The sequence below is a fragment of the Winogradskya humida genome (assembly GCF_016862215.1).
GTDB classification, from domain to species: domain Bacteria; phylum Actinomycetota; class Actinomycetes; order Mycobacteriales; family Micromonosporaceae; genus Actinoplanes; species Actinoplanes humidus.
On record NZ_BOMN01000050.1, the window covers coordinates 40,378 to 63,794 of the forward strand.

At 67.9% G+C, this 23,417-nt stretch carries 26 protein-coding genes; 5 read left to right on the plus strand and 21 right to left on the minus strand.

The window, feature by feature from the left end:
* Positions 1–3: 3 nt before the first annotated feature.
* From Ahu01nite_RS20190 to Ahu01nite_RS51400, 20 genes are all read right to left on the minus strand, one after another.
* Positions 4–468, minus strand: coding sequence for a flagellar basal body-associated FliL family protein (locus Ahu01nite_RS20190; protein WP_203838125.1), 465 nt, complete (start codon positions 466–468; stop codon positions 4–6).
* A gap of 20 nt (positions 469–488) precedes the next feature.
* Positions 489–1,499, minus strand: a complete 1,011-nt coding sequence (locus Ahu01nite_RS20195; protein ID WP_203838126.1) for a flagellar motor protein MotB — start codon at positions 1,497–1,499, stop codon at positions 489–491.
* A gap of 3 nt (positions 1,500–1,502) precedes the next feature.
* A complete protein-coding gene (locus Ahu01nite_RS20200) occupies positions 1,503–2,291 on the minus strand; it encodes a flagellar motor protein (protein ID WP_203838127.1) in 789 nt (262 codons plus the stop codon).
* Positions 2,291–2,575, minus strand: coding sequence for a flagellar FlbD family protein (locus Ahu01nite_RS20205; protein WP_203838128.1), 285 nt, complete (start codon positions 2,573–2,575; stop codon positions 2,291–2,293). Before Ahu01nite_RS20205 ends, Ahu01nite_RS20200 begins: the two co-directional genes overlap by 1 nt.
* A gap of 184 nt (positions 2,576–2,759) precedes the next feature.
* Positions 2,760–3,977, minus strand: coding sequence for a flagellar hook protein FlgE (locus Ahu01nite_RS20210; RefSeq protein ID WP_203838129.1), 1,218 nt, complete (start codon positions 3,975–3,977; stop codon positions 2,760–2,762).
* Positions 3,978–3,980: 3 nt separating this feature from the next.
* Positions 3,981–4,580: a flagellar hook assembly protein FlgD gene (locus Ahu01nite_RS20215; protein ID WP_203838130.1), complete on the minus strand. Its 600-nt coding sequence runs from the start codon at positions 4,578–4,580 to the stop codon at positions 3,981–3,983.
* Between the two features lie 97 nt (positions 4,581–4,677).
* Complete coding sequence (locus tag Ahu01nite_RS20220; protein WP_203838131.1) at positions 4,678–7,050, minus strand: flagellar hook-length control protein FliK; 2,373 nt, start codon at positions 7,048–7,050, stop codon at positions 4,678–4,680.
* Between the two features lie 58 nt (positions 7,051–7,108).
* The gene (locus Ahu01nite_RS51395; protein ID WP_203838132.1) at positions 7,109–8,137 is read right to left on the minus strand and encodes a transglycosylase SLT domain-containing protein; all 1,029 of its coding nucleotides are present in this window, start codon (positions 8,135–8,137) and stop codon (positions 7,109–7,111) included.
* Positions 8,134–8,811, minus strand: coding sequence for a flagellar FliJ family protein (locus Ahu01nite_RS50470; RefSeq protein ID WP_239158995.1), 678 nt, complete (start codon positions 8,809–8,811; stop codon positions 8,134–8,136). Before Ahu01nite_RS50470 ends, Ahu01nite_RS51395 begins: the two co-directional genes overlap by 4 nt.
* Positions 8,812–9,201: 390 nt before the next feature.
* On the minus strand, positions 9,202–10,509 hold the full coding sequence (locus Ahu01nite_RS20235; protein WP_203838133.1) for a FliI/YscN family ATPase: 1,308 nt from the start codon (positions 10,507–10,509) through the stop codon (positions 9,202–9,204).
* Positions 10,506–11,171, minus strand: a complete 666-nt coding sequence (locus Ahu01nite_RS20240) for a FliH/SctL family protein (protein ID WP_239158996.1) — start codon at positions 11,169–11,171, stop codon at positions 10,506–10,508. The genes Ahu01nite_RS20235 and Ahu01nite_RS20240 overlap by 4 nt, the downstream gene beginning before the upstream one ends.
* Positions 11,164–12,189 carry a flagellar motor switch protein FliG gene (gene fliG / locus Ahu01nite_RS20245; RefSeq protein WP_203838134.1) on the minus strand — a complete coding sequence of 342 codons (1,026 nt, stop codon included), beginning with the start codon at positions 12,187–12,189 and terminating at the stop codon, positions 11,164–11,166. Before fliG ends, Ahu01nite_RS20240 begins: the two co-directional genes overlap by 8 nt.
* Before the next feature lie 50 nt (positions 12,190–12,239).
* The gene (gene fliF, locus Ahu01nite_RS20250; protein ID WP_203838135.1) at positions 12,240–13,841 is read right to left on the minus strand and encodes a flagellar basal-body MS-ring/collar protein FliF; all 1,602 of its coding nucleotides are present in this window, start codon (positions 13,839–13,841) and stop codon (positions 12,240–12,242) included.
* Position 13,842: 1 nt separating this feature from the next.
* Positions 13,843–14,169 (minus strand): flagellar hook-basal body complex protein FliE, encoded by a 327-nt coding sequence (gene fliE / locus Ahu01nite_RS20255; RefSeq protein WP_203838136.1) that lies wholly within the window; start codon positions 14,167–14,169, stop codon positions 13,843–13,845.
* Positions 14,170–14,171: 2 nt separating this feature from the next.
* Positions 14,172–14,567: a flagellar basal body rod protein FlgC gene (locus Ahu01nite_RS20260; RefSeq protein WP_203838137.1), complete on the minus strand. Its 396-nt coding sequence runs from the start codon at positions 14,565–14,567 to the stop codon at positions 14,172–14,174.
* A 6-nt stretch (positions 14,568–14,573) separates the two neighbouring features.
* Entirely contained in the window at positions 14,574–14,921 is a 348-nt protein-coding gene (flgB, locus tag Ahu01nite_RS20265; RefSeq protein WP_203838138.1) for a flagellar basal body rod protein FlgB, read from the minus strand.
* Positions 14,922–15,137: 216 nt separating this feature from the next.
* On the minus strand, positions 15,138–15,488 hold the full coding sequence (locus tag Ahu01nite_RS20270; RefSeq protein WP_239158997.1) for a hypothetical protein: 351 nt from the start codon (positions 15,486–15,488) through the stop codon (positions 15,138–15,140).
* A gap of 8 nt (positions 15,489–15,496) precedes the next feature.
* On the minus strand, positions 15,497–15,877 hold the full coding sequence (gene fliS, locus Ahu01nite_RS20275) for a flagellar export chaperone FliS (protein ID WP_203838139.1): 381 nt from the start codon (positions 15,875–15,877) through the stop codon (positions 15,497–15,499).
* 68 nt (positions 15,878–15,945) lie between these two features.
* Positions 15,946–17,262 carry a flagellar filament capping protein FliD gene (fliD, locus tag Ahu01nite_RS20280; protein ID WP_203838140.1) on the minus strand — a complete coding sequence of 439 codons (1,317 nt, stop codon included), beginning with the start codon at positions 17,260–17,262 and terminating at the stop codon, positions 15,946–15,948.
* Between the two features lie 130 nt (positions 17,263–17,392).
* Positions 17,393–18,601 (minus strand): flagellin N-terminal helical domain-containing protein, encoded by a 1,209-nt coding sequence (locus tag Ahu01nite_RS51400; protein WP_203838141.1) that lies wholly within the window; start codon positions 18,599–18,601, stop codon positions 17,393–17,395.
* Positions 18,602–18,851: 250 nt separating this feature from the next.
* Between Ahu01nite_RS51400 and flgN the strand changes: the two genes are divergently transcribed.
* Genes flgN through csrA form a run of 5 tightly spaced genes read left to right on the plus strand, consistent with a single transcriptional unit; the run spans position 18,852 to position 22,447 of the window.
* The gene (gene flgN, locus Ahu01nite_RS20290; RefSeq protein WP_203838142.1) at positions 18,852–19,337 is read left to right on the plus strand and encodes a flagellar export chaperone FlgN; all 486 of its coding nucleotides are present in this window, start codon (positions 18,852–18,854) and stop codon (positions 19,335–19,337) included.
* Positions 19,337–20,821, plus strand: coding sequence for a flagellar hook-associated protein FlgK (gene flgK / locus Ahu01nite_RS20295; RefSeq protein ID WP_203838143.1), 1,485 nt, complete (start codon positions 19,337–19,339; stop codon positions 20,819–20,821). Before flgN ends, flgK begins: the two co-directional genes overlap by 1 nt.
* A gap of 11 nt (positions 20,822–20,832) precedes the next feature.
* Positions 20,833–21,720: a flagellar hook-associated protein FlgL gene (flgL, locus tag Ahu01nite_RS20300; protein WP_203838144.1), complete on the plus strand. Its 888-nt coding sequence runs from the start codon at positions 20,833–20,835 to the stop codon at positions 21,718–21,720.
* 41 nt (positions 21,721–21,761) lie between these two features.
* Positions 21,762–22,160 (plus strand): flagellar assembly protein FliW, encoded by a 399-nt coding sequence (gene fliW / locus Ahu01nite_RS20305; protein WP_203838145.1) that lies wholly within the window; start codon positions 21,762–21,764, stop codon positions 22,158–22,160.
* A gap of 50 nt (positions 22,161–22,210) precedes the next feature.
* The gene (gene csrA / locus Ahu01nite_RS20310) at positions 22,211–22,447 is read left to right on the plus strand and encodes a carbon storage regulator CsrA (protein WP_203838146.1); all 237 of its coding nucleotides are present in this window, start codon (positions 22,211–22,213) and stop codon (positions 22,445–22,447) included.
* 53 nt (positions 22,448–22,500) lie between these two features.
* Here csrA and Ahu01nite_RS20315 read toward each other — a convergent pair whose 3' ends face one another.
* The gene (locus Ahu01nite_RS20315; RefSeq protein WP_203838147.1) at positions 22,501–23,328 is read right to left on the minus strand and encodes a peptidoglycan DD-metalloendopeptidase family protein; all 828 of its coding nucleotides are present in this window, start codon (positions 23,326–23,328) and stop codon (positions 22,501–22,503) included.
* Positions 23,329–23,417: the final 89 nt, after the last annotated feature.

The window sequence follows — 23,417 nt, forward strand, 5'->3', positions numbered from 1 at the left end:
GAGCTACTGCGTCACGAACTGCGTGAAGTAGATGTCCATGATGTATTGCTTGTCGTCTTCCTTGTACGCCTCTTCGATCTTCTTGAGCAGCTCTTCCTTGGCGGCCAGGCGGCCCTTCTCGGTGGAGAGCTCGGCGACCGTCATGCCGGTGTACTGGTCGATCGCCAGGTCGGCTGCCTCGCTCAGGTCGACGGCCTCGGTGCCGGCGTCCGCGGTCTCCTGCAGCGCGAAGCCCAGCTTGAGGTAGTGGCCGTCGGCCAGGTTGATGGTGATCGCGTTCTCCAGCGTGGCGATGATGCCCTTGACCGGTGGCTTCGGGGTGTCGTCGCTCTTCTTGATGAAGAGGAAGTACGCGGCCGCACCGCCACCACCGAGCAGCACGACGGCCGCGATGATGATGATCAGCATCTTCTTGGACTTCTTCGGCGCTTCCGCCGCGGCGTCCTTTTCCTTCTCGTCCTTCGCCATCGGAACTCCTTCCGTCCTGCTCAGTCGTGGGTGGTGGTCGTGGTGGTCGTTTCGGTCTTCTCCGCGGCCTCAGCTGCGGCCTTGGCCTGCGCGGAGGTCTGGCCGTCGTGCAGCTTGGCGTCATCACCGGCCGCGGCCGGCAGCAGCGCCGCCTGGTTCGCCGGCAGCGTGGTCAGGACCACGACGTCGACGCGGCGGTTCATGGTGACCGCCCGTGGGTCCTTCGGGTCGATCAGTGGCTTGGTGTCGGAGTTGCCGACCGCGGTCATCCGGCCCTTGGCCAACCCGTGGTCGATCAGGTACCGCACGGTCGTCGAGGCGCGTGCCGCCGACAACTCCCAGCCGCTCGGGTAGAACGTCGTGGTCGCCTTGAGCTGGTTGGTGTTCCCGTCGACCTCGATGTTGTTCGGAATCTTCACCAGGGCCGGCGCGATGGCGTCCAGGATCTTCTTGCCGCCCGCTTGCAGATCCGCCCGGTTACCCGCGAAGACCACCTCGTTGGTCACGATGGTGACCACCAGGCCGCGCCGGTCGATCGTGAACTTGACCTGGCCCAGCAGCTTGTTCTTGGCGAGCTCGTCGGCGATCTTGTTCTCGAGCTTCTTGAGATCCTCGGCCTCCTTGGTCGCCGCCTGGGCGTCCTTGGAAGCCTGCGCCCGGTCCGCCGCCTTGATGGCGCGTTCCACGGCTTCCTTCTGTTCCTTGGTCATGCCCGCCGTGCCGCTCCCGCCGGAACCCGGGTTGGTGCCCGGGTCGACCGGCACGACGGTGCTGGCCTCGCCGGCGCCGTCAAGGTTGGACACGTTGCCCTGCAGAGCCGCGCTCGAGGCGCCGAAACCCTCGGAGAGGCCGGCCGCCAGCTCGGCGAACTTCTTCTGGTCGACGCTGCTCATCGAGAACAGCACCACGAACAGCACGAAGAGAAGCGTGAGCATGTCGGCGTACGACACGAGCCAGCGCTCGTGATTGACGTGCTCTTCGTGCTCCTCGTGACCGCCTTTCTTCCGACGGCCCCCGCCTCCTGAACTCATGCGTTATGCCGCCTTCTTGGTCGATGCGGCCTCAGCGGCCTTCGCAGCGTCGGGGGGCAGGAGACTACGCAGCTTCTGGGCGACCAGACGCGGGTTCGAGCCGGCCTGGATCGCGAGCACACCGTCGATCACGAGCTCCATCTCCTCGGCCTCGATACCCGAGAGCCGGGCGAGGCGGGCGGCGACGGGCAGGAAGATCAGGTTGGCCGAGAGCACGCCCCACAGGGTCGCGACGAACGCCGCGGCGATGGAGTGGCCCAGCGACTCCGGCTTGTCGAGGTTCTCGAGCACGTGCACGAGGCCCATGACCGTGCCGATGATGCCGACGGTCGGGGCGTACCCACCCATGTTCTCGAAGATCTTCATGCCGGCCTTGTCGGCCTTCTTCTTCGCGGCGACCTCGGCGTGCAGGATGTCGTGCAGTTCCTCCGGGTCCGTGCCGTCGATCGCCAGCTGCAGGCCGCGCTTCAGGAACGGGTGCTCCACGGTCTTGACCGCGTCCTCGAGGGCCAGCAGGCCCTCGCGGCGGGCCCGCTCGGCCAGCTTCACGACATCGTCGACCAGCTTGTTGGGCGGGGCGACCTTGGCCAGGAAGGCCTTCTGCAGCAGCTTGCCGGCGCCGAGGGCGTCCTTGAGCACGCCACCCGCCATACCGGCACAGAAAGCGCCGCCGAAGACCAGCAGCATCGAAGGGATCAGGATGATGGAGGCGGGGCTACCGCCCTCCAGGATCTGCACGGTGAAGACGATCACCAGGGCGACGACTACACCAATGATGGTGGCGAGGTCCATCAACGGTCCTTTCGGTGCAGCGGCAGCACGGTCGCGTTCTTCGACGGTGCGTCCTCGGCGGTCAGGTCGGCGGTGGCCGGCTCGGCCTCCATGCGGCTCGCCTGGGCGATCAGCGAAGCGCGGTAGTGCCGCACCGAGTCGATGAACTCGGGCACGGACTCGGCAATGACGTACTTGGTGCCGTCCACCAGCGTGATGACCGTGTCGGGCGTGCAGTCCGCGCGCTCGACCAGGTCGGGGTTCAGGGCGAAAACGGCTCCGTTGAGGCGGGTTACGAGAATCACGACATCCGTCCTTGGGGCGTCTATTGGCTGGTGGGCCGTCCGTGGCCCTTCACATGACCATTCGGCCTGTTTCCGGTTGCCGATGAGCGCGTTCCGGTCGCATTCCGGGTGCGAGCATCGCCGGAAACGCAGATGCCGGGGCGGGCCATGCGGCCCGTCCCGGCATCGCCGGCTGTGCGGTCTATCAGCGCTTGAGGTTGACGAGTTCCTGGAGGATCTCGTCGCTGGTGGTGATGATCCGGCTGTTGGCCTGGAAACCGCGCTGCGCGATGACCAGGTTGGTGAACTCCTGCGCGAGGTCGACGTTCGACATCTCCAGCGCGCCGTTGGTGATCAGGCCGAGCCCTGCGGAGCCGGCGGAGCCGACCTGGGCGAGGCCCGAGTTCACGGTGCTGCGGAACATCGAGTCACCGATCTTCTCCAGACCGTTCACGTTGTTGAAGTTGGCCAGGGCGAGCTGGCCGAGCGTCTGCTTGAGCCCGTTGGAGAACACACCGACGATCTGGCCGGTGTTCGACACGGTGTACGAGCTCAGGATGCCCGCCCCGGAACCGTTCGCGTCGCTGACCCGGGCCTCGGTGTTACCGCTGTAGTGCGTGAGGTCGGTGATGTCCACGTCGTACGTCTCGGTGCCCTCGGTGAGACTGAGGCTGGTCAAGGGCGTGACACCGTCCGCAGCCACCGGTTTGCCGTTCACGAACGTGATCGGTACGGCGGTGCCGGTCGGGGTCTTGGCTGTCCACTCGTTCGCCCCGGACTTGGTGAGGGTCACGTTGAGCGTGCTGGACGCGCCGTTGATGTCGACGACCGGGATCGGGATCACCTTCGAACTTCCCGCGGTGGCACCCGTCGCGTCGATCGGCGCCTCGTAGGAAAGGTTGCCGGTCAGCGTGAACTTCGTGGTCTCCTCGGGTTTGAGGCTGATCCCGATCGGAAGCTTGATGTTGCCGGGCGCACCGGCGACGTTGACCTCGCCGTCGGTGTTCGCGGACCAGCCCTGCACGATCTGGCCGTTCGGGGTGGTCAGCGAGCCGTTGGCGTCGAAGTTGAACGAGCCGGCCCGGGTGTAGACCGACTCCCCGCCGCTCTTCACGACGAAGAAGCCGTCACCCTGGATCATCATGTCGCCGGACTTACCGGTGGTCTGCGCGGCGCCCTGGCTGAAGTTCGCGTTGATGCTCGCCGTCTTCACACCGAGGCCGACCTGCGCCGGGTTGGTGCCGCCCGCGCCGTTCTGCGGGGCACCGGCGGCGTTGACCATCTGCGACAGCGTGTCCTGGAAGACGGTCTGGCTGGACTTGTAACCCGTGGTGTTGACGTTGGCGATGTTGTTGCCCGTCACATCCATCATCTGCTGGTGCGCGCGCAGGCCACTGATGCCGGAGAAGAGGGAACGCAGCATAGGTCAGATTTCCTTCGTGGTAGAGGAATCGGAGGCGGTGTTCTCAGTTGCGGTCTGCTCAGCCGGTTTCGCCCCGGTGGCCGCCTTCTCGCTGGCCGCCACGTTCGCCGGGGTGGCCGCGGCAGGCGCGGGGCCGGCGGTGGCCGCGGGCGTGGCGCCCGCCGCCTGCTGAACTTCCGTGACCTTGGACAGCTGCACATCCATGTTCCCGACCACGAGCGTCGGTTCGCTGTCTCCGTTGAGCTTCGTCTTCGTGACGACGCCCGAGTGGGTGTTGCCGTCGCCGTCCTGATACGTGACGGTCCGGCCGACCAGCGCGCTCGCGCCGATCAACTGCTGGGCCTGCAACATGTCGGCGATCTGGCCCAGCTTCTGGACCTGGGTGAACTGCGCGGTCTGCGCGAGGAACTGGGTCGAGTCCGCCGGCTTGCTGGGGTCCTGATACTTCAGCTGGGCGACCAGCAACTTCATGAACGTGTCCTGGTCACCGACCGTCTTGCTGCCGGCATCCGTCGTCGTCTTGGTGGTGTACATCGACGTGGACTTCGCAGTCTTGTCGTCATACTTGCCGTTGTTGACGCTTCCGTTGATCGGCGAGGTCATGACCGGCCCTCCTGAAGTAGCGGTTGGTGCCCTCGCACAACAGGTTCGGCCAGGTTGCGAAATCGCTTAGGCCCTGTTTGCGGGGCTGTTTTCGCAGCTAGGCCTCGATGTCGAGACGACTGTTGCCGGTGGGACGCGACGGAACCGGGGTGGTCTCGGCAGGCACGTCGGTCGCTCCCGCATTCCCATTGCCCGTACGCCCACCGCCCCCGCCCCCGTTGTTCAGGAACGCGAACTGCTGGCGAGCCTGCTCCTGCCCCGAACCCTGGCGCAGATCCACCGACGTCCCCGTGAACCCCGACTGCTCCAGCTCGCGCCGCAGGTCGTCCATGGCATTCCGCAGCGACTCGTGCCCCGCGTCGGTGGAACTCGTCAGCTGCACGCTCACCTCGCCGTTGCGGATCTCGGCGACGACCTGCACCGGCCCGAGGTCGACCGGGTGCAGATTCACGGTCAGCCTGTGTACGCCGTCCGCGTCCAGCTTCAACGGCGTGATCCGGGTGGCCAGCTGCATGGCGAGCGGCCCGGGCGTGGGCGGCGCAGGCGGGGGCGCGACGTTCGACACCGGTGCTGCGGGTGCGGCCGGTGCTGCGGGCCCGACCCCGGTGATGCCGCCGATGGGGAAGTCCTGCCCGGGGATTCCCGGCGTGGCTCCCGCCCGCTGCGCACCTCCCTGGCCGGCGAGATCCTGGCCGGCGCTCTGGCCGTTCGTACCCTGGCCGTTCGAGTTCTGGCCGCCGGATTCCTTGCCCGGGTCTCCGGTCGCGGAGGCTGGGTCGCCCGTTGTCGCGTCGGCGGAAGCACTGGTCGTGGGGTCGCCCACGGTGAGGTCGTCGCGGCCGGCGGGCTGGTCGCCGATTCCGGGGTTGGCGTCGGTGTCGCTCAGCGGGGTCGCTGTGACGTCGGCGGCGGCCGCGTCATCGGCGGTTGCAGCGGTGGGCGCGTTCACGGCACCCGGGTCGGTCGCGACCGGGCCCGTTGACGTCGCTGCCTGCCCCGTTGTCGTCGCGGCCGGGTCGCCCGTTGTCATCGCGGCCGAGTCCGTTGTCGTCGCGGCCGGGTCCGTTGCCGCCGGGCCGGTCGTCGCGGCGCCGGCTGACGGAACGGTCGTCTCACCGCTGATCGCGGCCTCGGCGGTGGTGACCAGGTCGGCGGTGTTGGCCGCGCTCACTGCGGCTGCCGCGGCGGGTCCGATGGGTACGCCCGCAGCGCCGGTCCCCGTACCCACTCCATCCGCAATCGCCTGAGCCACCGCTTCCGGGGCCATGGCAGCCGACCCGGCACCGACCCGGCCCATGGCGGCCTCCGCGCCGACCGGAAGTCCGGACTGCGGCCCGATCGCCACGCCCGTGAGCGACTGGGGCTGCCCGGCCAGATCCACCTCGGCCTGCGAGACGGCATCCGCCTGGGTCATCGCGGTCTGAGCGGCACTGCTCGGTGCCAGCGAGATACCGGGCGGCGGGGCGGCCGCGGCTTTCGCAGCGGCCTGCGTCTCGGCCTGAGCCCATGCGGCGGCCTGCGCGGTGCCCACGTTCGTGATCGGCGCTGTGCCGGAGACGGCTTCCTCGTTTGCCGCCGCGTTCGCGGGGGTGGTGGTCGCGACGAGCGCGATCTGCGGCACCGGGGTCAGCACTGCCGCGGGAGTGGTCACGGCGGCTGCAGCGGTTTCGGTCGTCTCGGCGCTCACCTTGGCCTGTTCGTCGGACGACACGTTCTCGTCCGACGCAGCTCGGGTTTCCGGGCTCAGCTCCCCGGCGCCTTCCGGCCGGCCGTTCTCCGATCCGGCGCGCAGGGCTCCCGGGCGGCGGTGCTCGGGCCGGCGGTGCTCAGCCCGTTCCACGCCGGGTCGGTCCACGCCGGGCCGTTCCTGGTCGGCACGTTCCTGCTCGACCCGTTCAGGCCGGTCGTCCGCGCCGCGCTCAACGGGTTTGCGCTCGATCGGGCGGCGTTCGATCGGGCGGCGTTCGATCGGGCCGCGCTCGATGGGGCGGCGTTCGATGGGGCCGCGTTCGATCGGGCGGCGTTCGGTGGGGCGGTGTTCGATGGGAGGGCGGTCGATCTGGGTGCGCGCTGCCGGGTGGCGGTCGAGCGCGGGCGGCTCGACGCGGGGTCGTTCGATGCGGGGTCGTTCGATGCTGGACCGTTCGATCGGGGGCCGTTCGGCGAGGGCGCGCTGGGCGCTGGCTCGGCGGGCGGCGGCGAGGCCCTGATCCGGCTTCTGGTCCGCTCGTTGCTGGTCCACCCGCTGCTGGGCGGCGCGTTCCAGCAGTTGCTCGGTCCGGGAGCGGCGCAGATCGGCCAGCCGGCTGTCGGCTGCCCGGCCCGCGTCCAGGCCGGGGTCGACCGGGGTACCACGGTCGAGCTCGGCCGAGAGCGCCGATCCGAAGGCCTCGCCGCCCCCCGAACTCGCCGAGCGGCGGGAGGTGTCGATCGCGGGCCTGCGTTCGGGGCCGTTGACAGAGCTCGTCATGGGCGCGTCCTTTCAGTTCGGCCGGGCTCAGCCCGTCCGGGCGGCCCATCCAGGCGGCTCAGCCGAGCGCGGCGAGCGCCTTCTGGACCTTCGGCACGTACGCCTGGGTCTCCGCGAACGGCGGGATGCCGCCGTACTTGTGGACGTTGCCCCCGCCCGCGTTGTACGCCGCGAGCGCCAGCGGCACCGACTTGAATTCCTTCAGGTGGCTGGAGAGCAGCTTCGCGGCACCGTTGATGGCCTGCTTCGGATCGAACGCGTCGTCCACGCCGAGGCCGCGTGCGGTGGCCGGCATGAGCTGCATCAGCCCCTGGGCGCCGACCTTGCTGACCGCTTTCGGGTTATAACCCGACTCGACCTTCGCCACGGCGGCGAGGAGCTTGGGCGAGACGCCGTACTTCGCACCCGCTTTGACGAACATGTCGGCGTACGGCACTCCCGCGAGCGAACTGGAATTCTGCAGGCTGGCCGGGCGGACAGCAGCGGCCGCCGCGGCCGCGTTCGCCCCTTTAGCCCCGTTCGCCCCGGTCACCGCGGTGGCACCGGCGGCGTCCGAGGTGCCGACGACCCGGCGGATGTGGGTCGGCGTCTCGTAGACCGACTGGATCTTGACGTGGTCGCCGGGTTTCGGCGCCGCGATCATCTTGTTGTTGCCGACATAGATGGCGACGTGATCGACCGGCTTGTCGAACGCCAGGATGTCGCCGGGCTCAGCGTTGGCCAGCCCGTCCACCTTGGTGCCGGCCTGGGCCTGCTGCTTCGAGTTGCGCGGCAGATCAATTCCGAGATCCTTGTACGCCCGCTGCACGAGCGCCGAGCAGTCCAGCCCCTTGGCCGGGTCGGTGCTCCCGAAGACGTACTTCGTGCCGAGGTACTTTTTCGCCGAGTCGACGACGGCCTGACCGGTGACGCCGGGGCTGGTGGGACCGGCGGTGGCTCCCGCGAGCGCGTTCGCGAACGACGTACCCGAGGTCGTGGAGGTGCCGGTAGCGGTCGCGGTGCCGGCTGTGCCAGTGGTCGTGGGCGCGATCCCGAGCTGCGTCTTCAGCTCGGAGATGCGCGACATGACACCCTGAACACCGATCATTCCCGGCTCCCGTCGTCCTCGTCCTCACCTTCGAGTTCGGCGCGATCAGCGGGTCGCTTAGCGACAACGGCCAACCGGTCCCGGGCAGCGTCGATGGACTGCCGCGCGTCAGCCAGTTCGATCATCGGACGCTGAGCGGCAACGGAGTTCGCGGTCTCCCGGGCCTCATCCTCCCGCTCAGCAGCCGACCGCCGATTCGCCACCGACCCGCCCCCGGTACGCAGCACGCTGCCCCGCTCCTCAGCCGTATCGACCCCCCGCGCGGCATTCCGTGCCTTGGACGTCACCGCGATCTCGTCAAGGTTGTTCTGCTCGGTAGCCAGATCGAGATGCTTGATCGTTTCGGCATGCCGCTCGGCCATCATCTCCACCGCCCGGCGCCGTTTCGCGGCATCGGCCAGCTCAGCGACCTTCTCCCGGGTCCGCTCCTCCGCCTCGTCGACCAGCTTGTGCGCCCCGGAAAGCGTCGCGGCCAGCGACTGCCGCGCCACCATCGACGCCACCATCGCCCGCGCGGTCCCCTCGCTAGGGGCATCGGCCCCGGCCAGGTCAAGCTGGCGCCGCTTCACCAGCGCCTGCGCATCCCGGATCTCCTGCCGCGACTGGACAACCGCGCCGCGAGCGGCATCCTCCTGAGCTTTCCGCGCACGCAGCACGGGCCCGAGCCGGAACATCCGATTCACAAGACCTCCCAGAGAAGCGCCTACACAGACCCGGTCGGCCCGTCACCCCAACCACTGAGCCTCTGCACCCGACCTGCAACCCGCCCCCAAAAGCCGGACCGTTACCGCCCCGTTGCACCCAGCTAGGTTGCCCACAATTAAGTTGTGCACAACTTAATTGCACACAACCTAATGCGGAGTGGGCGGCCGGATCGGGGCTTATGTCCGGATGAGGGGAATTGAGCTCGGCAGCCATGCGGCCATGCGGCCATGGGCCATGCGGCCATGCGGCCATGCGGCCATGCGGCCATGCGGCCATGCGGCCATGCGGCCATGCGGCCATGCGGCCATGCGGCCATGCGGGCGGCCACCGGGGACTTTGCTCCGGACGTACTGAAACGGTCAGGAATTTGCGATGAGCTGGCGCAATTGCGCCCAGGCCTGGTCGGCGGGGACCTTTTCGTCCAGGCCCTGGCGCAGGAAGGCGGTGATCTGCGGCCAGATCGCCGTGGCGCGGTCGGCCTCAGGGTTGGTGCCGGGGACGTAGGCGCCGATTTCGACCAGCTCGCGGACGTCGCGGTGGGCGGCCATCATGCGGCGGAGTTCGGTGGCGTCGCTTTTTTGTTCGGCGGTGGTGATTTTGTTGGCGACGCGGGAGATGGAGTCGAGGGACTGGATGCTGGGGAAGTGGCCGGCGGTGGCGAGTTTTCGGTCGAGGACGATGTGGCCATCGAGGATCGAGCGGGCGGCGTCGGCGATCGGTTCGTTGTGGTCGTCGCCTTCCACCAGGACCGTGTAGAGGCCGGTGATGCTGCCGCGGGCGCCGGGGCCGGCTCGTTCCAGCAGGGAGGCGAGCATGGCGAAGACCGAGGGTGGGTAGCCGCGGGTGGCGGGGGGTTCGCCGACGCTGAGGCCGACTTCGCGCTGGGCCATCGCGGCGCGGGTGACGCTGTCCATCAGCATGAGGACGTCGCCGCCCTCGTCGCGGAAGTATTCGGCGATGCGGGTGGCCACGAGGGGGGCGCGGAGCCGGACCAGCGGCGGGGTGTCCGAGGTGGCGATGACCACCACCGAACGGGCCAGGCCTTCGGGGCCGAGGTCGTGTTCGATGAACTCGCGGACCTCGCGGCCGCGCTCGCCGACCAGGGCGACGACGTTGAGCTCGGCGGTCGTCCCGCGGGTGATCATGGACATCAGGGTGCTCTTGCCGACGCCGGAGCCGGCGAAGATGCCGATCCGCTGGCCGCGGCCGCAGGGGACGAGCGTGTCCAGGACGCGTACGCCCAACGGCATCGGCCGGTCGACCAGCTGCCGCTCCATCGCCGACGGCGGGGCGGCCTCGATGCTGACCATCTCGCCTCTGAGCGGGGGTCCGCCGTCCATCGGGCGGCCCAGCCCGTCCAGGATGCGTCCGCGCAGGTCCGGGCCGACGGCTACGCGCAGCGGACCGCCGGTGTTGGTGACCGGGCTGCCGGTGCCGAGGCCGGCGATCGGGCCCAGCGGCAGGCAGGCGAGCCGGTCCCCGTCGAGCGCGGCAACCTCGGCCAGGATCGCGTCGTCGCCCTCGTTGATCTGCAGGAGGTCGCCGACCCGGGCTTCCAGACCGCTCACCGTCACGCGCAGGCCCACCGCCCCGGTGACCTTGCCCCGGCTCAGTGGCTGGGCCGCGGTGAGGGCGGCGTTGATGCGGTTGCGGAAGACGTCGGTCACAGTCGCAGGGCTTCCTTCGCTCTAGCCACGGCGGCCGCGATGGAGGCGTCGACCGTCGTGGTGCCGGTCTCGGCCACGGCGTCGCCGGGGTGCAGGGCGGGCTCGGGGCGCAGATGCACCGGCCGGCCCTCGTAGTTGTAGTCGGCGTCGGTTGCCGTGCCGACCAGACTGCGGAAATCGTCGGGGTGCAGGCTCACGACGACGTCGCCCTGGTCGGGGGCGGCGTTCATGGCCCGCCGCAGCGCTGCCGCGGCCCGGCCCTCGGCGTCGTCCATGGCCCGTCCGATGATGGCCTCGGCCAGCTCGAACGCGTGCCCCAGCACCGCTTCCTGCAGTTCGTGCAGGGTCGGCATGAGCTGGGTCTCCAGGTTGGTCACCGCCCGGCCGAGCGCGTTCACCGACTGGGCGAGGGCGGCCGCGCGGCGCTGGTCGTGGGCGTGTTCGCGGGCGGTGGCCCGTTCGGCGGCCGCTTCCGCCTCGAGCGCGGCGGCCCGCTGGCCCTGCGCCCAGCCCTCGGCGTACCCGGCGGTGCGGGCTTCCTGTTTGGCCCGTTCGACCGGAGCGGAATCCTTCGGTACGCCGCGGCGCAGGTCCACGCCGAAGCTGACCGCGGTCGCCGATTCGGCCACCGAGCCCCGCAGCACCGGCTTCTCCTCAGGCAATGAGTTCCTCCGCCTCGCCGCGCTGGATCTCGATCTGGCCGGAGTCCTCCAGCGAGCGGATCACCGAGACGATCTTCTGCTGCGCCTCCTCGACCATCTTGACCTTGACCGGGCCCATCAGGTCCATCTCCTCGACCAGGTTCTCCCGGCCACGTTCGGACAGGTTGCCGGTGACCTTGTCTCGGACGTCGTCGCCGACACCCTTGAGCGCGAGCGCGAGGTCGGCGGGTTCGACCTGACGCAGCACCAGCTGGATCGAACGGTCGTCGAGGGACGTGATGTCCTCGAACATGAACATCCGCCGGCGGATCTCCTCGGCGATCTCCGGGTTGCGCTTCTCCAGCGCCTCCAGGATGAGCCGCTCGGTGGTGCGGTCCGCGCGGTTGATGATGTCGACCAGCGGTTGCAGGCCACCGACCGTGGACAGCTCGTCGGGCTGGAGCACGCTGGACAGCTTGCGTTGCAGCGCCATCTCGACCTGGCGGATCACGTCCGGCGAGGTGCGGTCCATGACGGCGATCCGGTGTGCGACGTCCGACTGCACCTCGGGGGCGAGCCCGGACAGGATCGACGAGGCGAGCGCCGACGGGATGTGCGCGAGGACCAGCGCGATCGTCTGCGGGTGCTCGTACTGCACGTAGGAGAGCAGTTGGCGGGGATCGGCGTGGCTGAGGAAGTTGAACGGCATGTCGGTCATCGAGGCCTGCAGCCGGTCCAGGATCAGCTGGGCGCGTTCGACACCGAGGGAGGCTTCGAGCAGCTCACGGGCGTACGCCATGCCACCCGCGCCGGCGTGCTTGGTCGTGGCCAGCGCGTAGAACTCGTCGATGACGTCGCCGACGACATCCGGCTCCAGCTTGCCGAGCCGGGCGATCTCGGCGGAGAGCTCCTCGACCTCGCCCTCGCTCATGTTGGCCAGGACCCGCGTCGAGTACTCCTTGCCCATCCGCACCAGCAGGATGGCCGCCTTGCGCAGGCCTGTCATCGACGTGGTGGTCAGCGCTGCTGGCGTGGTCAATGTGGTTCCTCCTTGAACCAGGGGGGCGGGGGACGAGCTTCAGGTCAGGGTCAGCGGCCGGCACCGAGCCAGCCGCGCAGCAGTGCGGCCATCTCCTCAGGCTGGTCCTCGACCATCTGCTCGATCTCGCGCTGGCGCTCCTCGAGCTCCTGGAAGCTCGCGTTCGCCTCGATGGCCGCCGACGGGATCGCCGCGTTCAGCTCGGCGAGACGCTGCGCCTCCAGGGCGGCCTGCATCTCCTCGAGGTGCTTGAGCTCGGCGCTGGTCAGCGACTTGCGCTTTTTCTGCTTCCGGCTCCAGCGCCAGGCGATGAACATCAGCAGGAGTACGACCAGCGCCATCGCGGCGGTCCTGATCAGCGAGGTCTGCTTGGCCGTGGTGTCGGCCGCGACGGAGGCGGCCAGCGCGTCCTTGGCGGCGGTCGCGGCGCTGGTGTCGAAAGCCATCGCGCTGACCGCGATCGTGTCGCCGCGGGTCGCGTCGATCCCGGCCGCGGCGCTGACGAGCTGCTGCACGTCCGCCTGGTTGACGGCACCGGCGGTGGTGGCGTCCAGCAGCACCGCCACGCTCAGGCGCTTGATGCCGCCCGGGGCGCTGTTGCGCGTTTCGGTGGTCTTGTCGACCGCGTTGTTGCGTACGGTGTTGCTGTTCTCGTACTGCCCGGTCCCGGCCGTGTTGGTGGTGCCGTTCGGAACCTGGATGTTGTCCGGGCCGAGCACCCCGCCCTGGCCGTTGCCGTTGCCGTTGTACGCCTCGCGGCTGATGCTCTCGGACAGCGCCGCGACCGACGGGTCCGAGGTGAACTTCTCGGTGTTCGTCTGCACCGTGTCGAAGTCGAGCTCGGCGGTCGTGGTGACCACGGAGTGCCCCGGCCCGACCACGGAATCCAGCATGGCCTGCAAGGAGTTGTTGAGCCGGGTCTGGAACTGGACGGTCGCCGAGTCGGAGCCGCTGTCACTGCCGCTGCCCCCGATCGCTGCGCCGCCACCGGTCGAGAGGATCTTGCCGTCCGCGCCGGCCACGGTCACCTGGGTCGGGTCGAGGCCTTCGACGCTCGACGCGACGAGGTGGACGATCGACTGCACCTGGTCACCGGAGAGCGGTTCGCTCGGCGAGGTCTGCACCAGCACCGAGGCGGTGGTCTTGTTCTGGTCGTCGGCGAAGACGTCTTTCTGGGGCATGACGAGGTGTACGGTCGCCGCCTCCACGCCGTCGATCGCCTTGATGGTGTTCGCCAGCTCGCCCTCGAGCGCCCGCTGGTAGTTCGTGTGCTGCATGAAGTCGCTGGTGGTGATCCCCTGCTGGTCGAGCAGCGAGTAGCCGGTGTCGGCGTCTCCGGGTAGGCCTTCACCGGACAGCTGCAGCCGCAGATTGTTCACCTGGTCCTGCGGAACGAGGATCGTCGAGCCGCCGTTGGCCAGCTCGTACGCCGTCCCGGACTTGTCCAGCGACTCGACGATCGCACTCGCGTCCTTCGTCGACAGATTGCTGAACAGCGGGGAGTACGAGGGTTTCGAGGCCCAGGTGGCGAAGAAGTAACCGCCGATGAGCAGCGCGAGCAACGCCGCGACCGTGACGGCTTTCTGACCGGGCGTGAAGGATTTGAAGGTGTCGCCGACTTTACGAACAGGCGCTGGCAGACGGTCAGACATTTTAGGCCTGCATTCTCATGATTTCCTGAAATGCTTCGACAGCTTTATTGCGGATCGCCATGGTCATCTGGAGGCCGAGCGAGGCCTCGGTGGCGGCCATCGTGTACTGCGCCGGGTCCTGCAGGGTGCCGTTGGCCACCTGTACGGCGAGATCGCTCGCGTTCGCCTGGGACGCCTGCACGCTCTCCAGGCCCTTCGACAACATGCTCGCGAAGTCGCCGCCGGCCGCACCGGCTCCGGTGGTGGCCGCTGCGCTCGAGGCACCGCTGATCGCGCTGACGCTGGAGAGACCGTTCACGGCACCGAGCGCGCTGATGGGGGACGTCATGATCAGCCCTTCCCGAGGTTGATCGCGGCCTGGTAGGACTCCTTGGCACGGTCGACAACCGAGATGTTCGCCTGGTACGCCCGCTGCGCCATCATCAGCTGAGCCATCTGGCTGCCGAGGTCGATGTCGGGGCGGCGCACGTAACCCTCGGTGTCGGCGAGCGGGTTGTCCGGCTCGTACGCGAGCTGGCCCTCGGCACTGCCGTAGGCGATCCCGCCGACCTGGGCCCCGTTGCCGTCCTGGGCCTCCTGGGCAACGACGTACCGGGCCTGGAAGGCGCTCTCCGAGGTCCGGCTGACGTTGTCCATGTTGGCGATGTTGTCGGAGACGGCGTCGAGCCACTTGCGGTAGACGGTGACGCCGGATGCGGCTGTGCCGATCGCGTTGAAGGTGCTCATCTAGGATCAGGCCCCCTTGATCGCGTCGCGGATCAACCCGTACTTGCTGTCGAGGGCGCGGATCGTCAGCTGGTAGCGCATCGTGGTGTCGATGTGCGACAGCGTCTCCTCGTCGAGGTTGACGTTGCTGCCGTTCAGGCGCGTCGGCTCCAGCGAGTTCTGCACGCTCGGCGTCACCGACGAGGGCGAGGCGCCGTGCTTGACGGCGCTGCTGAGCGCCTCCTCGAACTTGACCTTACGGGCCTGGTACCCAGGGGTCTCGATGTTCGCGATGTTGTTGGAAATGGCGTTCTGCCGGGCGGACAGGCCGGCGACTGCGACGCGGAGCGAGGACGATGCGACGTCATCGAACACGGCAGTGTTCCTTCCAGTGGTGCGAGGCCGCCGTTCCTTGGCGAGCTGTACGAGCAGTCCGTTGCTCGTACTCTCAGGTTCGGCCTGACCGTCGATCCGCTGAGGCGCAAATGGTTGCCGGACGGTTGCTGTGTCCCTACCCGAGCCTGGACTATCAGTCGGCGGAGCGAAAAACCCGGGACCAGAGCAAACGGTCCCGGGTGTCGTATTTCGTCCCTACATGGCGCAATCGAGGAAGACGGGGCGTTTGGTGGCCTCGCCGGTCTCGATCCTGCTGGTCATCACCTGCTGGACCCGCGTGCTGGTGAGCCGTCGCGCGATCTCCTCGGCGGCCGCGAGCTGACGGGTGAGGATCTCGTCGGCCCGCGGCCTGAGCTCCAGCGGCAGTGCGCCGAGATCGGTCGGCGGTTGCCACAGGTTCGACTCGGGCAGTTCGGCGAGGCGTCGCTCGTCGGCCAGCATGGTCTCGATCGTGACGACGTCGAGCTCGAGCTCGTCGAGCGCGGCGGTCCAGGCGCTTCGCCACTCTGTGGTCACGCTGTTTCCCGCCTCGCTCTGAGTGCTCATCGGTGTGATCAGGCCGGATTGGCCGCTGCCAGCAGGGCTGCTTCGCGCCAGGCGTCGCGCAGCGGTTCGATCATGCCCCGGCAGGTGGCCACGCGGTCGGCGTCCCGGGCGATGTTCGCCCCGATCAGCTCGGTGAGCAGGTATCCGTAGAGGTTGGCCAGCCCGGGTGCACCGGCCCACGCGTCCACGTCGAGCGTGGTACGCAGCTCCAGGATGATCTCCTGGGCGTGGTTCAGCTTGTCGTTCGCGACTTCCCGCTCGCCGTTGCGCAGCGACTCCTCGCCTTGCACCAGGTCCATCACAAGGCGGTCGTAGAGCATGATCAGTAGCTTCGCCGGCGAGGCCGTGTTGATGGAGTCCTGCAGGTAACGGTTCAGCGGAGAGGTCATCAGTTCCCTTTGCTCAGGAATGGGCGGATTCCATGGGCGATCAGGTGCTACTCGGTGCGGAAAACTCGTCAGCCGAGGCTGGCGATCTGGCCGGAGAGCCAGGTGGACTGTGATTTGAGCGTGCCGAGCGAGGTCTCGAGGGCGGTGTACTGCTTCTGCAGTGCCACCTTCTTCGCGGCCAGTCGTACGTCCCAGTCGGAGATCTGGGTGTTCATGGAGTCGATCGCGTTCTTACGGCCGGTGATGGCCGACGTGACGTTCTCGATCTGGGTGTTGGCGACGGCCCGGAAGCTGTCGCCGAGCGCGATGCCGGCGGTCTTGATCGCGGTGGGGTCCGCGTTGTACGAGGCGGTGAACTTCTCGGCGTCGAAGGTCAGCTGCCCGCTGCGGTCGAGCTGGATGCCGAACTTGCTGAGGCTGCCGAAGGCGACGTTGGTGCCGTCCTCCGCCTTGTAGCTCAGACCCTGGCTGACCTTGCTCAGAATGCTCTGGCTCATCTGGCGCACCATGAAGTCGCCGGTCAGCGGCGAGCCCGTGTTGGTGTCGGGGTCGTACTTGGTCTGGGCGGTGACCTCGGTCAGGGTGGCGTTCGCGGCGTCGACGAGGGCCTGGAACTTCGCGGCCATGCCGGAGACGTCGGACTCGGTGTTGAGGGTGACACCGGTTTCCTTCTTGCTGACCGTCACCGTCACCCCGGCCATCAGACCGGTGAACGTGTTGGTGCCGCTGGTGACGGAGTAGCCGCCCTCTTCCTCGGTGCCGCCGACCTGCAGCTTCGCGTCCGTCGCGGCGCTGGTGGCGATGGCGACGTCGTCGAGGCCGGTGATGGTGAAGCCGTTCGCGGTGCCGGGCTTCGAGCTGGTCATCTGCAGGATGTTCTGGGCGCCGCCGGTGGTGACGACGGAGGCCTTCACGCCGATGCCGGCCTTGTTGAGCGCGTCCGAGATGCCCTGCGCCGACTTGTCGGTGAGGCTGATCGTGACCGGGTCACCGGTGCCGATCTGCACGGTGAAGGAGTCCGCTGAGGTGACGTCGCCGCTGGTGGCGACGCGGGCGGTGCTGGACTGGCCCTTGGCGAGCGACACCACGTCGAAGGTGAGGCTGCCGGTGGAGGTGTTCGTGCCGCCGATCGCGGTGGCTGTCACGGAGCTGGAGGTCGAGGTGGGCTTGATGGCGCGCCAGGTCGACAGGGCGCCGACGTCGGCAGCGGCGTTCTTCAGCGCCACGAGCTTCGAGTTGACCGACTGGTACGAGGAGACCACGGTCGACGCCGTGTCGACCTTGGCCTTGAGCCGGGTCTGGGGGGCAGCCTCTACCTGCAGGAGGCTGGTGATCATCGAGGAGGTGCTGAGACCACTGACGAGTCCGTCAACCGAGCTGGTCATCGCGCGCCCTTCCTTCCTTGCCGGGGGATCCACAAAAAATGAATCGGGGGTAGCCGGCGCCGTCTGCCAGCTACCCCCGACTATTCGGTTGTCAGCGATATTCGGTTAGTGCCAGTTGGTAGCGGTTCGGTTAGCGCAGGAGCGACAGAACGTTCTGCGAGGCCTGGTTGGCCTGCGACAGCATCGAGGTGCCGGCCTGGGTCAGGATCTGGTTCCGGGTGAACTGGACCATCTCCTGAGCCATGTCGGTGTCACGGATACGCGACTCCGACGCGGACAGGTTCTCGACCGAGACGTTCAGGTTGTTGATCGTGTGCTCGAACCGGTTCTGGTACGCACCGAGGGTTGCCCGGGTGTCCGAAACCGAGGTGATCGCCTTGTCGAGCGCCTCGATCGCCTTGTCCGCGCCACCCTCAGCGGTCAGGTCCAGGGCATTGGTGCCCAGGGCCGACGAGCTGACGGCGCCGATGGAGATGCTCAGGGTCTCACCACTGTTGGCGCCGACCTGGAACTGGCCGCTGTTGGCCTTCGGGTCGGCGGTGCTGGTGGTGCCCGTGACGCCCACGGCGCTGAGGTCGCCGCTGATCTCGAAGCCCTTCGAGCCGCTCAGGCTGAACGAGGCACCGGTGGCGTCGGCGGCGACCGATGCGCTCACCTTGACCTCGTTGCCCGTGAAGCCCTGGCCGGCCGCGGGACCGCCCGCGGTCTGGTCGGTCAGCGCCGCCTTGATCGCCGTGTTCATGGCGTCCGCGACGTCCTTGGCGGTGGCGGTCGCCGGGATGGCGGCCGTCGTCACGACGATCGGGTTGGCCGACAGGTCCTTGTCGCCGATCTTCGTGATGTTGAACGTCTGGGCGCCGGTCGGCAGCGTCGTGACCTTGCTGCTGCCGTCGATCTTGTTGCCGTTGCCGAAGGAGCCGTCGAGCAGCTTCGACTTGCCGAAGGAGGTGGTGTTGCTGATCCGGTCGAGCTCCTCGTTGAGCTGACTGAACTCCTTCTGCGCCGCACCCTTGGCCTCGGCGTCGTTGGAGCCACCGTTGGCGGCCTGCACGGAGAGGTCACGCATACGCTGGAGGATCGAGGTGGTCTCGTTGAGCGCACCTTCAGCGGTCTGCGCGACGCTGATGCCGTCCTGGGCGTTACGAACGGCCTGCTTGAGACCGCCCACCTGGGAACGGAGACCCTCGGAGATCGAGAGGCCGGCCGCGTCGTCCGCCGCGCGGTTGATGCGGAAACCACTGGACAACTTCTCCAGCGACTTCGACATCTGCCCGTCGGTGACCGACAGGTTCCGGTAGGCGTTCTGGGCGGCGATGTTCTGGTTGATGCGAAGACCCATGGTGTTTCCTCCTTGAGTGGGGTCGTACCGGCTCATCCGTAAGCCGTTGGCGTAACGCCAGTCAGATCGGCGGTCCCCCGCCGGTCATGAGCAGTCTCCGAAATTTCTTCGGGCTTTTCGGGCAAATGCCAGATCCGGCCGTCGCTACCTGCCGGAAACCCCTCAGAGACCGATTCGCTGTGCCGACTGTCCGGATGAGCAGGGAACACGCCGTGTATTGGCCTTCCCGTTAAGGAAGTCGGAGGACCGGGTGAGCCTGACCGACCTGTCCAGCGTCCTGTGGCGAGCCAGGGAGCTGCTGGAACTCCTGCTGTTCAAGCTCGAGGAGGAGCAGTTGCTGCTCGCCTCGAACCGGTCGCGATGGCTTGCGCACGCCACCCGCGAGGTGGAGGTCGTGCTGGACCAGATCCGTCAGACCGAGGTGGCGCGGGCCGCGTACGCCCAGGCTGTCGCTCTTGAACTGGGTCTGCAGGCGGAGGCCTCGCTCGGCCAGCTCGCCGACGCCGCCCCGGCACCCTGGTCCGACCTGCTCCACCAGCACCGTAAGGCGTTCCTGACGCTGACGAGCGAGATCAGCACGATGGCCGACGCCAACCGGGACCTGCTCACCGCCGGCCAGCGCGCGGCCAGGGAAACCATGCTCGCGTTCGCCGGAACCGTGGAAACGTATTCATCTCAGGGCAAGACCGTCAGCGGCGGGGTCCGCCGCCCGAGCCTGGTGGACGAGGCAATCTGATGGGTAGCAGCTTCGGCAGTATCAATACCGCGCTGACCTCGCTCTACGCGCAGCGTCGCGGCCTGGACGTCACCGGGCAGAACATCGCGAACGCGAACACCGAGGGATACACCCGGCAGCGCGTCGACATGCAGGCTTCGGTCGGCTCCGTCGTGCCCGTCAGGTGGGCGACCACCGACGGGCTCGGCACCGGCGTCGAGATCAACGACGTGCAGCGGCTACGGGACCAGTATCTGGAGAACCGCGGGCGCACCGAGCACGGCAACAGTTCGTACCTGACCAACCAGGCCGCGGCGTACAACTCGCTGGAGGATGTCTTCGCCGAGCCGGGGGACACCGCGCTGCAGGCCCAGATCCACGACATGTGGGCGGCGTGGGGTGACGTCGGCGACGAGCCGAACAGCACTGCCGCCCGCTCCGCGCTGGTGCAGCAGAGCAAGGTCGTGTCCGACAACATCAACAGCGCGTACGGCTCGATGGACGCGCAGTGGTCGGCGAACTCCAGCCAGCTGGCCAAGTACGCCACCGAGGTCAACACCACCGCCGGCACGATCGCGCAGCTCAACGACTCGATCGTCAAGGCGAAGGCCACCGGCGTGGTGGTGAACGAGCTCGAGGACCGCCGCGACTCCGCGGTCCTGCACCTGTCCGAGCTGACCGGCGCGACCGCGCAGCTGCGTACCAACGGCTCGATGGACGTCTTCGTCGGCAACTCGCTGCTGGTCAACTACAACACCACGCGGCAGATGTCGGCCACCGCGGGCGTCGCCACGATGGACGCGCAGCGCGACTACAACGACGGGCTGCTTCCGCCCGGCTCCAAGCCCGCCGGTCTCACGTGGACCGACAACGGCGACTCGGTGCAGGCCGGCGGCACGATGGGCTCGATGGTCGACACGATGACCTCGATCCTGCCGAACATGGCGGCGAAGCTGGACAAGGTCGCCAAGTCCATGGTGGACATCGTGAACACCGCGACGAATGCGGCGTACAAGTCGGATGGCACCGCCGGTGGGGACTTCTTCGTCGGTGACTTCACCACCGGCCGGTACGCCCGCAACATGCGCGTCGGGATAACCAACCCGTCGGACATCGCGGTCTCCGGCAAGAACGAGACGAACGCCGACGGTACGCCGAAGCTCGACCCGGTGTCGGGCCTTCCGGTCGGCACGAACGACGGCTCGGTCGCCAACACCCTCGCGTCGACGGCCAAGCTCGCGAACAGCCCGGACGTCTCGTACCAGAGCATGATCGCGGACCTCGGTGTCAACGCGCAGACCGCGACGCGGCGCAGCGAGATCCAGGCGAACGTCACCGACCAGGTGGACGCGGCCCGCGAGGCCGAGTCCGGCGTCAACCTCGACGAGGAGATGACGAACCTGCTCACATACCAGCGGGGCTACGAGGCGGCATCGCGCGTCCTCACCACGATCGACTCGATGCTCGACCAGCTCATCAACCGCACCGGCCTGGTCGGAAGGTAAGGGGACAAGTCATGGCAGGCAGAGTCACCGAGCGCAGCATCCACACCCGGGTGCTCAACAACCTTCAGCGCAACATCTCCAAGGGCGAGAAGATCCAGGAGCAGCTCTCGAGCGGCAAACAGATCAACCGCCCGTCCGACTCGCCGAACGGCACGCTGCAGTCGATGCAGCTGCGTGGCGAGACGCGCGCCAACACTCAGTACGTACGCAGTTCCGGCGACGGACTCGGCTGGCTGAGCACCCTCGACGGCACGCTCAGCAGCACCTCGACGATCCTGCAGAAGGCCCGCTCGCTCACGGTGCAGGGCCTCAATGCCGGCGGGGGCAGCGCCGACTCGCGCGCCGCCATCTCGGCGGAGCTGGACCAGATCAGGACCACAGTCATCGGGTACGCGAACACGACCTACCTGGACCGCCCGGTGTTCGGTGGCACCACGAACGGCACGAAGGCGTTCGACGACACCGGTACGTTCGTCGGCAACGAGGACGCCGTGAACCGCACCGTCGGGCCGAACTCGAAGGTACGCGTGGATGCGAGTGGGACCGCCGCGTTCGGTGAGGGGGACGCCTCGGTCTTCAAGGTGCTGGACGACCTTTCGCAGGCGTTGAGCGACAACGACATGGACGCTCTCAGCAAGGGCCTGGAAAGGCTCGATACCGCGTCCAATAACGTGAAAAACACTCTTTCGGATGTAGGCGCCCGATACAATCGCATTACGCAGATGAAGCAGTCTGCGGAGGACCGGCTGCTGGACGTGACGGCTCAGCTTTCCGAGGTCGAGGATGTCGACCTGCCGAAGACCATCATGGACATGCAGCTCCAGCAGACCTCGTACCAGGCGGCTCTGGCCGCTTCGGCAAAGGTGATTCAGCCCTCGCTCATCGACTTTCTGAGGTGACCATGAGTACTCGCACCGCGTCCCGTCCGATTGGGGCCATCATGACCGACACCGAGCTCGATCTCCCGGTCATCGACATGGCCGTGCCGATGCCCGGGTTCCCGGCCCACCGGCAGTTCGTTCTGGTCCGACTGAACGACGAAGGCCTGCTCTACGCGTTCACGTCCATCGACGACCCCGAGCTGCGCTTCCTGGTGGCGCCGCCCGAGCCGTTCTTCCCGGACTACGCGCCCGAGATCGAGAACGAGGTGTTCGCCGCGCTGAACACCAAGGACCCCGACCGCCTGCTGGTCATGGTCGTCATCACCGCCGGCGTCAACGAGACCACCGCCAACCTGCTCGCGCCGATCATCGTCGACCGGGACAGCCACCGTGCCATCCAGGTGGTCCTCACCGGCAGCGAGATGCCGGTCCGCGCGATCATGCGTAAGACCTACTGACGGCGGCAACGAGCGCAAGGTCCTGTCCACGGATGGAGAGGGGCGGCTAGATGCTCGTGCTGACCAGGAGGGCCGGCGAGAGCGTGATGATCGGTGACACCATCGTCATCACCGTGCTGGAGGCCCGGGGCGACGTCATCCGGATCGGCATCCAGGCCCCGCGCGACGTGCAGGTGCACCGCGAAGAGGTCTACAAGGAACTGCAGGACGCCAACCGTGAAGCGGCATCGCCGACCGAGGACGCCGTCCGCGCGCTGACCGAGATGCTCGAACCCAGAAAACCGTAGGAACGAAGCGGCATTTTCGGCCCGATCCCCACAGGGGACCGGGCCGTAGCCGTTTATGCGGAGCCGAACGTCAGGCCGAGGACCGCCATGAAGTCGATCGGGCTGACGGCGTTGGCGCGGGTGGCCGGCGCGCCCACGTGTACCTCGAAGTGCAGGTGTGGCCCCGAGGAGGCGCCGGACGTGCCGACGTGACCGAGGATCGTGCCGCGGCGGACGACCTGGCCGACGGTCACCGACGGGCGCCGGATCATGTGGCAGTAGCGGGTCACGATGCTGTCGGCGTGCTGCACCTCGACGTACCAGCCGCAGCCGCGCAGGGACCGGCTGCCGTCGACGTCGCAGCTGCCCCTGGAGACGTTGCAGACGACCCGGATCACGGTGCCGGCGCTTACCGCCCGGATCGCGGTGTTGCGGGTGGCGCCCAGGTCGACGCCGTCGTGCACGGGCCGTTCGACGGTGCGGAAGCCGCTGACCAGACCGGCTTTGACGGGCAGCATCCAGGTGCCGGAGACCTCCGGGATCGCCACGGTGGTGGTTGTGCACTTAGGAATGTCGATGGCGTCACGCTGCACGAACGCGTCGGAGATGAAGCTGTTGTCCGTCAACCGGTCCCAGTAGCCGGTGTTGGTGACGGTGCCGCTGATGAACTCGCCGGCTGTGCGGCAGGAGATCGCGATCGGCGTGCCGTTGGTGAGGGTCCCGATGCGCGCGCTGGCCGACGACGGGCCGCTTCGCGCGTTGAGCCCGGTGGTCGCGGTGACGATCGTGCCCGTGGCGGCGATGTCCGGCGTAGTGGGGTCCGCATGGGCCGGGGCCGTGCCGAGCGTCAGGGCGCCGCCGAGCGTTCCAGCGGCGGCGAACAGGGTGGTGGCGCGCTTCATCGCTGTGGGATCCCTTCGCAGTGGCGCGGGACAGTTGCGGCAAAAAACGTGAAACGCCGTCAACACCCGCAATCACCGTAAAAATAGGG